This is a genomic window from Streptomyces zinciresistens K42, assembly GCF_000225525.1.
GTDB lineage: Bacteria > Actinomycetota > Actinomycetes > Streptomycetales > Streptomycetaceae > Streptomyces > Streptomyces zinciresistens.
On the sequence record NZ_AGBF01000039.1, the window covers coordinates 35,727 to 46,354 of the forward strand.

Below are 10,628 nucleotides of genomic sequence, written 5' to 3' on the forward strand. Positions count from 1 at the left end.
CGCGTCCGCCGCGGTGTCCCACTTTCACCACAGCGTGACACACGGCGACCTTCCCTCAGAAAAGTCTGACTTTTACTTTTGTACACGTCGGACCAGCAGCTTCGCCGCGATCGAGGACTTCTGAAGATGGGTACGCAGCCACCGGACGGTTTCGGACGGACCGGCCGCGGGGGTCACGCCGGGGCCGGCGCCGATCTGTCCGCCGTGGCGGCGCCGGGGATCTCGTACGACGGGGTCGTCACCCGATCGGAGGACCAGGGCGTCGCCGAGTCCGCGGCGGCGTGGCAGGACCTGGTGGACGCCGTCAAGAAGTCGCCCGGCAGCAAGGGAGCTGACACGCAATGACCTCCGAGACCACCGGCTGGGACAACCCCCTGCGCGATCCCCGCGACCGCCGTCTGCCCCGGATCGCGGGCCCGTCCGGGCTCGTGATCTTCGGGGTCACCGGGGACCTGTCCCGCAAGAAGCTGATGCCGGCCGTGTACGACCTCGCCAACCGCGGGCTGCTGCCGCCGGGGTTCTCGCTGGTGGGCTTCGCCCGCCGGGACTGGGCGGACCAGGACTTCGCGCAGGTCGTGCACGACGCGGTGCGCGAGCACGCCCGTACGGAGTTCCGCGAGGAGGTGTGGCAGCAGCTGTCCGAGGGGATGCGGTTCATCCCGGGCGACTTCGACGACGACACGGCGTTCGAGCAGTTGCGCGAGACCGTGGACGAGCTCGACACGGCCCGGGGCACCAGCGGCAACTACGCCTTCTACCTGTCCGTGCCGCCGGGCATGTTCCCGAAGGTCGTGCGGCAGTTGAAGAAGCACGGTCTGGCGGACGCGCCCGAGGGGTCGTGGCGGCGGGCGGTCATCGAGAAGCCGTTCGGCCGCGACCTGGCGAGCGCGCGTGAGCTGAACGCCGTCGTGCACGACGTGTTCGACCCGGAACAGGTCTTCCGTATCGACCACTACCTGGGCAAGGAGACCGTCCAGAACATCCTGGCACTGCGCTTCGCCAACACCATGTTCGAGCCGATCTGGAACCGGTCCTTCGTGGACCACGTGCAGATCACGATGGCCGAGGACATCGGCATCGGCGGCCGGGCGGGCTACTACGACGGCATCGGCTCGGCCCGCGACGTCATCCAGAACCACCTGCTCCAGCTCATGGCGCTGACGGCGATGGAGGAGCCGGCCGCGTTCGACGCCGCGTCCCTGCTCACCGAGAAGCTGAAGGTGCTGAAGGCGGTCAAGCTGCCCGGGGACCTCGGCCGGCACACCGTGCGCGGGCAGTACGCGGCGGCCTGGCAGGGCGGCGAGCGGGTGCCCGGCTATCTCGACGAGGACGGCATCGACCCGGAGTCGAGGACCGACACCTACGCGGCCGTCCGGCTGAACGTCGACAACCGCCGCTGGGCGGGGGTCCCGTTCTACCTGCGCACCGGCAAGCGGCTCGGCCGGCGCGTCACCGAGATCGCGGTCGTCCTCCAGCGGGCCCCGCACTCCCCGTTCGACTCCACCGCGACAAAGGAGCTGGGCGAGAACGCGATCGTGATCCGCGTCCAGCCCGACGAGGGCGTCACCGTCCGCTTCGGCTCGAAGGTGCCGGGCACCTCCATGGAGATCCGGGACGTGTCGATGGACTTCGCCTACGGGGAGTCCTTCACCGAGTCGTCCCCGGAGGCGTACGAGAGGCTGATCCTGGACGTTCTCCTCGGGGACGCCAACCTGTTCCCGCGCCCTCAGGAGGTGGAAGAGTCCTGGAGGATCCTCGACCCCGTCGAGGAGCACTGGGACAGGCACGGCAGGCCGGCGCGGTACGCGTCCGGGAGCTGGGGACCCGAGGAGGCGGACGAGATGCTCGCACGAGACGGACGGAGCTGGCGCAGGCCATGAAGATCGACCTGACCGACACCACGGCAAGCAAGATCAACAAGGCGCTGGTGCAGGGCCGCCGCGCGGTCGGCACACCGGCCGTGGGCATGGTCCTGACGATGGTCATCGTCACGGACGAGGAGAACGCCTACGACTCGATCAGGGCGGCGGAGGAGGCTTCCCACGAGCACCCCTCCCGCACCCTGGTCGTCATCAAGCGGCACGCCCGCACCCCGCGCGACCGCACCCGGTCCCACCTCGACGCCGAGGTCCGGGTGGGCGCCGACGCCGGCACCGGTGAGACGGTCGTGCTGCGCACGTACGGCGAGGTGTCCGACCACGCCGACTCGGTGGTGCTGCCGCTGCTGCTGCCGGACGCGCCGGTCGTCGTCTGGTGGCCGGTGGACGCCCCGGACAATCCGGCGAGGGACCCGCTGGGCGCCCTGGCCCAGCGCCGGATCACCGACCTCTACACCTCCGAGACCCCGCAGGCGGACCTGGAGGCGCGGGCCCGCTCCTACGCACCCGGCGACACCGACCTCGCCTGGACCCGGCTGACGCCGTGGCGCTCGATGCTCGCCGCGGCGCTGGACCAGGCCCGGGTGCCGATCGTCTCCGCGGTCGTGGAGGCCGAGGCCGACAACCCGGCCGCCGAGCTGCTGGCCCGCTGGCTGGAGGCACGCCTGCACGTCACCGCCGAGCGGGTGGAGAGCGCCGGGCCGGTCGTCACGGGCGTACGCCTGGGCACCGGCGACGGCGAGATCGTCATCGACCGGCCGGAGGGCCCGCTGGCCACGCTCAGCCTGCCCGACCAGCCCTCGCGCACCCTCGCGCTGAAGGTGCGCACCACCTCCGAACTGATCGCCGAGGAGCTGCGGCGCCTCGACGCCGACGAGATGTACGCCGTCGCCCTGCGGGGCGAGGCCACCAAGGAGAAGTCCTCCCATGTCTGAGACCCCCCGGCTCAACCGCCGTCCCGAGTGGGCCGCGCTGGCCGACCACCGCGAGGACGCGATGCAGCGGCCCCGGCTGCGCGAGCTGTTCGCGGCCGACCCCTCCCGCGCCGAGCGGTACGTCGTGCGCGTCGGCGATCTGCGCGTCGACTACTCCAAGCACCTCGTCACCGACGAGACGCTGGCCCTGCTGCGCGAACTGGCCGCCGTCACCGGGGTGACGGCCCTGCGCGACGCCATGTTCCGCGGTGAGCGGATCAACGTCACCGAGGACCGCGCGGTACTGCACACCGCGCTGCGGGCGCCGCGCGAGGCGGTGATCGAGGTGGACGGCGAGAACGTGGTGCCCGGTGTGCACGCCGTGCTGGACCGGATGGGCGCGTTCGCCGAGCGGGTCCGCTCCGGGGAGTGGACGGGCCACACCGGCCGGCCCATCAGGAACGTCGTGAACATCGGCATCGGCGGCTCGGACCTCGGCCCCGCGATGGCCTACGAGGCGCTGCGCCCCTTCACCGCACGGGAGTTGGCCTTCCGGTTCGTCTCCAACGTGGACGGCTCCGACCTGCACGAGGCGGTGCGCGACCTGGACCCGGCCGAGACCCTGTTCATCGTCGCGTCCAAGACCTTCACCACGATCGAGACGATCACCAACGCCACCTCCGCGCGCTCCTGGCTGCTGGCCGGGCTGGGCGGCGACGAGAAGGCGGTCGCCCGGCACTTCGTCGCGCTGTCCACGAACGCGGAGAAGGTCACCGGCTTCGGTGTCGACGCGGACAACATGTTCGAGTTCTGGGACTGGGTCGGCGGCCGCTACTCCTACGATTCCGCGATCGGCCTGTCCCTGATGATCGCCATCGGACCGGACCGCTTCCGCGAGATGCTGGACGGCTTCCACACCGTCGACGAGCACTTCAGGAACGCGCCCGTCGAGGCCAACGCCCCGCTGCTCATGGGCCTGTTGGGGGTCTGGTACGGCAACTTCTTCGGTGCCGAGTCGCACGCCGTGCTGCCGTACTCGCACTACCTGTCGAAGTTCACGGCCTACCTCCAGCAGCTCGACATGGAGTCCAACGGCAAGTCCGTGGACCGGCTGGGCCGTCCGGTGGGCTGGGCGACCGGACCGGTCGTGTGGGGCACGCCCGGCACCAACGGGCAGCACGCCTACTACCAGTTGATCCACCAGGGCACCCGGCTGATCCCGGCCGACCTGATCGGCTTCGCCCGCCCGGTCGCCGAGCTGAGCGACGAACTCAAGGCACAGCACGACCTGTTGATGGCGAACCTGTTCGCGCAGGGGCAGGCGCTGGCCTTCGGCAGGACCGCGGAGGAGGTGCGCGCCGAAGGGGTGCCCGAGGAGCAGGTCGCGCACCGCACCTTCCCGGGCAACCACCCCACGACGACGATCCTCGCCCCGGAGCTGACCCCGTCGGTCCTCGGCCAGCTGGTCGCGCTGTACGAGCACAAGGTGTTCGTGCAGGGCGCCGTGTGGGACATCGACTCCTTCGACCAGTGGGGTGTGGAACTCGGCAAGGTCCTCGCCCGGAGCATCGGGCCGGCCCTGACCGAGGGCGCCGAGGTCCCCGGCCTGGACGCCTCCACCAGCGCCCTCGTGGCCGCCTACCGCGCACTCAAGGAAGTGAAGTGACATGACAGCGATGCAGTTGGGCCTCGTCGGTCTCGGCAGGATGGGCGGCAACATGCGCGAGCGGATCCGCCGCGCGGGCCACACCGTCGTCGGCTACGACCGCAACCCCGAGGTCTCCGACGTGGGCAGCCTGGAGGAGCTGGTGGGGCGGCTCGACGCGCCGCGCACGGTGTGGGTGATGGTCCCGGCCGGCACCGCCACCCAGACGGTCGTCGACGAGCTGAAGGACCTGCTGTCCGCGGGCGACACGGTGGTCGACGGCGGCAACTCCCGCTGGACGGACGACGAGAAGCACGCCGCCGAACTCGGCGTCAAGGGCATCGGCTTCGTCGACGCGGGCGTCTCGGGCGGGGTGTGGGGCCTGGAGAACGGCTACGCCCTGATGGTCGGCGGCGACGAGAAGCACGTGAAGCCGCTGAAGCCGATCTTCGAGGCGCTCAAGCCCGAGGGCCCCTACGGCTACGTCCACGCCGGCCGGGTGGGCGCCGGGCACTTCTCCAAGATGGTCCACAACGGCATCGAGTACGCGATGATGCAGGCGTACGCCGAGGGCTGGGAGCTGCTGGAGAAGGTCAACTCCGTGGACAACGTCCGCGAGGTGTTCCGCTCCTGGCAGGAGGGCACCGTCATCCGGTCCTGGCTGCTGGACCTCGCGGTCAACGCCCTGGACGACGACGAGCACCTCCAGAAGCTGAAGGGCTTCGCGCAGGACTCCGGCGAGGGGCGGTGGACCGTGGAGGCCGCGATCGACCACGCGGTGCCGCTGCCCGCGATCACCGCTTCCCTGTTCGCCCGGTTCGCCTCCCGCCAGGACGACTCCCCGCAGATGAAGATGATCGCGGCGCTGCGCAACCAGTTCGGCGGCCACGCCGTCGAGTCGAAGGAGTAGGCGCAGGAGCAGGCGCAGGAGCAGGGAAAGGAGCACAGGGCGCGGGGAGCCGCCGAGAGGGCGCTCCCCGCTGCCGGTTGACACCGTGGGAGAGGGCCCGCCGGTCTCGTGGCCGACGGATATCACCGATCTGACCGCGGCCGAACGACGTGTCCGGCGGGCCTTCGCCAGCGGGGCGGCCGTCGGCCTGCGTCCGGACGGCGAGGGGGACGGCCCCGAACGCGCGCTCCGCGCCGCGGTGTTGCAGACGCCGCTCCCCAACGTCCTCGCGGAAGGCGGGGAGGACCGTCCGCGCGGGCCGCGCTCGCCGGGCCGCGGCCCGCGCGGACCCGGGACACTCGCTTGCGGGGCCGTGTCCCGCGAGGGACGATCATGGCCGTTCGGCGGACCGGCCCCCTCTCTCTGCGCGACGATGAGAGCGGAGGGCGCCCCGGCCGGGACAGGCCGGGGCGCGCCTCGTCGCACGCACGCGGAGGAGAGCGATGGCACTGCTGACACGCGAAGTCGATCCGGACGAGGCCGGGTTGGACCCGAAGGCGCTGGACCGCCTCGACCGGCATCTCGCCCGGTGTGTCACCGAGGGGCGGCTGCCCGGGTATCTGGTCTCCGTCGCCCGGGGCGGACGCGTCGCCCACCTCACCACCCACGGCAGGCGCGACGTCGCGGCCGGGCTCCCCGTCGAGGCCGACACGCTGTGGCGGATCTACTCCATGACCAAACCGGTCACCTCGGTCGCCGCCCTGCTGCTGGTGGAGGAGGGGCGGCTGTCGCTCGACGACCCGGTGGCCCGGCACCTGCCCGGCTTCGCACGGCCGCGGGTGCATGTGAGCGGTTCCGGCGACACCCTGGTGACCCGCCCCGCCGACGGGCCGATGACCGTACGGCACCTGATGACCCACACCGCCGGGCTGACCTTCGCCTCCTACCACGCGCACCCCGTGGACGCCCTCTACCGCGACGCCGGGCTGGACTCGGCGGTGCTGCCCGGCTCGGACCTGGCCGGGACGGTCGACGCGTACGCGCGGCTCCCGCTGCAGTTCGAGCCCGGCACGCAGTGGAACTACTCGGTGGCGGCCAACGTCCTGGGCCGGATCGTCGAGGTGGTGTCCGGGCAGCCGCTCGACACGTTCTTCGCCGAGCGGATCCTCGGGCCGCTCGGGATGACCGACGCCGGGTTCCAGGTGAGCGACCGGCAGGCGGACCGGCTGGCGGAGCTGTACGGGGAGAACGAGGACGGCGGCATCGCACCGGTCGCGGGCCTCCCGCTGCGCGGCCGTCCCCGGCTGCTGTCCGGCAGCGGCGGGCTCGTGGCCTCCGCGCACGACGTGCACCGCTTCATGGAGATGCTGCGCCGCCGGGGCGAACTCGACGGGGTGCGGCTGCTGTCCCCCGCGACGGTGGACCTCATGACCTCCAACAGGCTTCCGGGCGGCGCCGATCTGCGCGCCTTCGGCAGCCGCCCGGCGCACGACGAGCCCGGCAACGACGGGACGGGCTTCGGCCTCGGCGTGTCCGTGGTGATCGACCCCGCGCGCACCAGGGTCCCGACGGTGCTCGGCGCCTACGGCTGGAGCGGCGTCGCCACGACCACGTTCTGGGTCGACCCGCGCAACGACCTGACGGTGCAGTTCATGACGCAGGTGCGGCCCAGGGGGTCGCACACGGTATACCAGGACCTCAAGCGGCTGGTGAACGCGGCCGTCGGCCCGGTCTGAGCCGCCGGGGGCCGGGGGCCCCTCCACCGGCCCGGAGAGGAGGAGGGCGCGGCTCGCTCCCTCCTCCTGTCCGGGCCGGCCGCGCGGCCGTCAGGACAGGTGGGCCACCGCGTCCAGATGGGGCAGGTGGTGGTCCAGCCGCTCCCGCTTGGTGCGCAGGTAGGTGATGTTGTTCTCGCACGGCGGGATGAGCAGCGGGACCTGCTCGGCCACCTCGATGCCGTGCCGCACCAACGCCTCGCGCTTGCGCGGGTTGTTCGACATCAGGCGGACGCTGCGCACCTCCAGGTCGTGCAGGATCGCGGCGGCGACGCCGTAGTCGCGGGCGTCCACGGGCAGGCCGAGCGCCAGGTTGGCCTCGACCGTGTCCAGGCCCTCCGCCTGAAGGGCCATCGCGCGCAGCTTGCCGAGCAGGCCGATGCCCCGGCCCTCGTGGCCGCGCAGGTAGACGACGATGCCGCTGCCCTCGGCGACGACCGCGCGCAGCGCGGCGGCCAGTTGGTCACCGCACTCGCAGTGCTGGGAGCCGAACGCGTCACCGGTCAGGCATTCGGAGTGCAGCCGGGTCAGGACGCCGCCGGTGCCGATCTCCCCGTACACGAGGGCGACCTGCTCGTCACCGCGGTCGTGGTCGAGGTAGCCGATCGCACGGAATTCCCCGTACACGGTGGGCAGGGGCGCATTCACGACGCGTTCCACTCCGGAACGCTGCGTCCGGGGAGCGGACTTCTTGCCGAGGACGCCAATGTTGTCTGTCATGATTCTTCAGTTCCTAAGCAGAGACGAAAGGCCGTGAAAACATGAGCGGTTCACCCTTGCGGCCGGCGGCACACCCACTGGTACCGGCGGACACCACGGAGGACGTAAGGGCACGGGGGGCGGGCGTCTCACGGCAGGTCGCGGTCCTTCCCGTCGGCAGTTTCGAGCAGCACGGTCCGTACCTTCCGCTGGCCACCGACACCCTCGTGGCCTGCGCCATCGCGCGGGAGGTGGCCGCCGCGCACCCGGTGCGCCTCCTTCCGCCGGTGACGGTCTCCTGCTCGCACGAGCACGCGGCGTGGCCGGGGACCGTCAGCATCTCCTCGGTGACCCTTCATGCGGTGGTGCGGGACATGGCGGCTTCGCTCCGCCGGTCGGGCGTCGACGCGTTGGTGCTGGTCAACGGACACGGCGGAAACTACGTACTGGGCAACGTCGTTCAGGAGTCCTCCGCGCGGGGTGAGCGGATGGCGCTGTTCCCCGCCGCGGAGGACTGGGAGACGGCGCGGGAGCGGGCGGGGGTGGAGACCTCGCTGCTCACCGACATGCACGCGGGGGAAATCGAGACCTCCATCCTTCTGCACACGCATCCCGAATTGGTCCGGCCCGGTTATGAGACGTCCGACGTCGTGGCGGACGACCGGCGTCATCTGCTCACCGTGGGAATGTCCGCCTATACCGATTCGGGTGTCATCGGGCGTCCTTCACTCGGTTCCGCGGAAAAGGGGAAGCGGCTGCTGGCGAGCCTCGCTGATTCCTTCGGCGCGTATGTGTCACTGCTGACCTCCGCGGACGATTCCGTACCGGACTCGGGAGACGCACGAAAATAGCGCCCGGCTCCCGGATCCGCCACGGTGGCGGCGGATCCGGCCCGCGCGCGCGGGCCCGCGCCCCGGCGGGCGAGCAGGACGGCGAGGCCGGGCAGGGCGGCGGCGAAGCTGAGGACGCCGTAGACGACGGCGACGGCCAGACCGTTGCCCGCGCCGAGTCCCGCGGCGGCGAACGCCCAGGCGGTGACGCCCTCGCGGGGGCCCCAGCCGCCGACGTTCAGCGGCACTCCCATGGCGAGCAGGGCCAGCACGGCGATCGGCAGCAGGACGGCGACCGGGGCGGTGGTCCCGGCGACCCGCGCGGCCAGCACGAACATCGCGAGGTGGCCGGCGAGGACGACGAGCGAGGACAGGGCGACGCCGGGGGCGTTGCGGCGCGACAGCAGGCTCTCCCCGGCCTCGGCGATGGCCGTGCGCAGGGCCGTGGTCCGGGTGCGCGCGCGGTGGGAGGGCGCGCGGTTCCTCCGTACGGCGACGACGGCGGCGGCGGCGCCCGCGGCCGTGAACAGGACGACCGGCGTGAGGTCGCGGGCGCGTTGCAGCACCGGGGACGGCATGGTCAGCAGGACGGCGGCGCCGACGGCGGCGAGGGCCAGCTGGCCGGCGGTGCGCTCCAGCACCACGGCCCGTACCCCGCGCCCGAGGTCGCCCGCGCCGCGGCCGTGCCGCACCGCGCGGTGCACGTCGCCGAGGACGCCGCCCGGCAGGGCCGCGTTGAGGAACAGGGAGCGGTAGTAGTCGGCGACGGCGGCCCCGAGGGGGAGCGCGAGGCGCAGCCCGCGCGCCACCAACTGCCAGCGCCAGGCGCTGCACACCGTGGTGACGGCGCCGAGGGCGAGGGCGCCGAGCAGCGCGGGCGCGTCGATCCGCCGCAGGCCGTCGAGGAAGGCCCCGGTCCCCAGCCGCCAGAACAGCACCCCGAGGACGGCGGCCCCGGCGAGGGTGCCCAGGCGGCTGCGGACCTGCCGGGCGGCCGGCCGGGACAGCAGGGCGCGGACCCGCCCCGGAGCAGGGACACGCCCCGGAGCGGGGACGGCGGCCCGCGCGGTGGCGGCCCCGTCGCCGGCCGTGGCGGAGACGGGGGGCGTGCGCGCCGGGGGCACGTCCTGGGCGCGCGGTCCGGCCACCGTCGGAACGCTCATGACGCCCCGCCCGCCGGCCGGCACAGGGCCAGCAGGTCGCTGTGGTGGACCACGACCCGCAGTTCACCGGCCTCGCACGCCTCAAGGCGTTCGCTCAGACAGCTCTCGGCCGCCTCGGCGAGGTCCGGGCGCTGCTCCACCGCGGCGCCGACCCAGCCGCGCAGCCACGGGGCGGTGAGCGCCCGCTCGCCGGGGCCGAGCCGCCAGGGGCTCGGCTGGACCTGGACGGTCGCGCCCCGCTCGGAGAACGCCTCGGCCGCCGCGCCGACCGCGTCCGGCCCGAGCAGGCCGGAGCGCCGCTGGTGGGCGTTGAACGCCTCGGCGATCTCCTCGTCCAGCGGGTGGGACGGGGTGAGGTCGACCCGGCCCGCGACGGAGAGGGTCAGCAGCGCCGGGCAGCCGGCGTCGGAGCAGGCCGCGGCGAGGGTGTCGAGTTCCTCGCGGGTGAGGACGTCGAGCAGGGCGGACGCGGTGACCAGGGAGGCGCCCCGGAGGGCGTCCGGGGTGAGCCGGGCGATGTCGCCGCGGCGGGTCTCGACCGTGACGCGGCTGCCGTCGGCGGCCGAGCGCGGGGAGGCGACGGCGGCGAAGTGCAGCAGATAGGGGTCGCGGTCGTGGAGCACCCAGTGCTGGGCGCCGTCGAGACGGGGCGCGAGCCAGCGGCCCATGGAGCCGGTGCCGCAGCCGACGTCGTGGATGACGGCGCCGCCGGGCCGGCCGGGCAGGTCGGCGAGCCGGACGCGCAGCGGGTCGAGCAGGCCGTGGGCGCGCGCGGCGGCGTCGGCGCCCTCGCGCAGCTCCAGCCACTCGGGGGCGTAGCGGGGCGGTTCGCCGTC

The 10,628-nt window shown here is 72.9% G+C and carries 9 protein-coding genes and 1 pseudogene; 7 read left to right on the plus strand and 3 right to left on the minus strand.

The features are described 5' to 3' along the window. The first annotated feature begins 126 nt into the window (after window positions 1–126). From SZN_RS14690 to SZN_RS14715, 6 genes are all read left to right on the plus strand, one after another. Window positions 127–345 (plus strand): hypothetical protein, encoded by a 219-nt coding sequence (locus tag SZN_RS14690; RefSeq protein ID WP_007495690.1) that lies wholly within the window; start codon window positions 127–129, stop codon window positions 343–345. Further along, a complete protein-coding gene (gene zwf / locus SZN_RS14695; RefSeq protein WP_007495692.1) occupies window positions 342–1,880 on the plus strand; it encodes a glucose-6-phosphate dehydrogenase in 1,539 nt (512 codons plus the stop codon). The genes SZN_RS14690 and zwf overlap by 4 nt, the downstream gene beginning before the upstream one ends. Continuing rightward, window positions 1,877–2,812 (plus strand): glucose-6-phosphate dehydrogenase assembly protein OpcA, encoded by a 936-nt coding sequence (opcA, locus tag SZN_RS14700; protein ID WP_007495694.1) that lies wholly within the window; start codon window positions 1,877–1,879, stop codon window positions 2,810–2,812. Before zwf ends, opcA begins: the two co-directional genes overlap by 4 nt. Then, window positions 2,805–4,457, plus strand: coding sequence for a glucose-6-phosphate isomerase (pgi, locus tag SZN_RS14705; RefSeq protein WP_007495696.1), 1,653 nt, complete (start codon window positions 2,805–2,807; stop codon window positions 4,455–4,457). Before opcA ends, pgi begins: the two co-directional genes overlap by 8 nt. Window positions 4,458–4,467: 10 nt before the next feature. Next, window positions 4,468–5,346: a phosphogluconate dehydrogenase (NAD(+)-dependent, decarboxylating) gene (gene gnd, locus SZN_RS14710; protein ID WP_007495698.1), complete on the plus strand. Its 879-nt coding sequence runs from the start codon at window positions 4,468–4,470 to the stop codon at window positions 5,344–5,346. Window positions 5,347–5,828: 482 nt separating this feature from the next. Beyond that, window positions 5,829–7,061, plus strand: coding sequence for a serine hydrolase domain-containing protein (locus SZN_RS14715; protein ID WP_007495700.1), 1,233 nt, complete (start codon window positions 5,829–5,831; stop codon window positions 7,059–7,061). 90 nt (window positions 7,062–7,151) lie between these two features. On the opposite strand, the gene ribA is transcribed toward SZN_RS14715, so the two are convergent. Beyond that, complete coding sequence (gene ribA, locus SZN_RS14720) at window positions 7,152–7,820, minus strand: GTP cyclohydrolase II (RefSeq protein WP_007495702.1); 669 nt, start codon at window positions 7,818–7,820, stop codon at window positions 7,152–7,154. 41 nt (window positions 7,821–7,861) lie between these two features. Between ribA and SZN_RS38610 the strand changes: the two genes are divergently transcribed. Further along, window positions 7,862–8,650: a creatininase family protein gene (locus tag SZN_RS38610; RefSeq protein WP_078508601.1), complete on the plus strand. Its 789-nt coding sequence runs from the start codon at window positions 7,862–7,864 to the stop codon at window positions 8,648–8,650. A gap of 158 nt (window positions 8,651–8,808) precedes the next feature. Here SZN_RS38610 and SZN_RS42555 read toward each other — a convergent pair. Both SZN_RS42555 and SZN_RS14730 read right to left on the minus strand, forming a co-directional pair. Next, window positions 8,809–9,792, minus strand: a pseudogene (locus tag SZN_RS42555) (lysylphosphatidylglycerol synthase transmembrane domain-containing protein); the annotation flags it as partial. Next, a partial coding sequence (locus SZN_RS14730) for a class I SAM-dependent methyltransferase (protein ID WP_007495710.1) occupies window positions 9,789–10,628 on the minus strand: 840 nt, incomplete at its 5' end. The gene SZN_RS14730 and the pseudogene SZN_RS42555, both read right to left, overlap by 4 nt.

Bases quoted from the DNA above. Each gene is read 5' to 3' on its own strand.
- ribA (WP_007495702.1), bottom strand. From the start codon at position 7,820: ATGACAGACAACATTGGCGTCCTCGGCAAGAAGTCCGCTCCCCGGACG.
- SZN_RS14715 (WP_007495700.1), top strand. From the start codon at position 5,829: ATGGCACTGCTGACACGCGAAGTCGATCCGGACGAGGCCGGGTTGGAC.
- zwf (WP_007495692.1), top strand. From the start codon at position 342: ATGACCTCCGAGACCACCGGCTGGGACAACCCCCTGCGCGATCCCCGC.
- gnd (WP_007495698.1), top strand. From the start codon at position 4,468: ATGCAGTTGGGCCTCGTCGGTCTCGGCAGGATGGGCGGCAACATGCGC.
- SZN_RS38610 (WP_078508601.1), top strand. From the start codon at position 7,862: ATGAGCGGTTCACCCTTGCGGCCGGCGGCACACCCACTGGTACCGGCG.
- SZN_RS14690 (WP_007495690.1), top strand. From the start codon at position 127: ATGGGTACGCAGCCACCGGACGGTTTCGGACGGACCGGCCGCGGGGGT.
- pgi (WP_007495696.1), top strand. From the start codon at position 2,805: ATGTCTGAGACCCCCCGGCTCAACCGCCGTCCCGAGTGGGCCGCGCTG.
- opcA (WP_007495694.1), top strand. From the start codon at position 1,877: ATGAAGATCGACCTGACCGACACCACGGCAAGCAAGATCAACAAGGCG.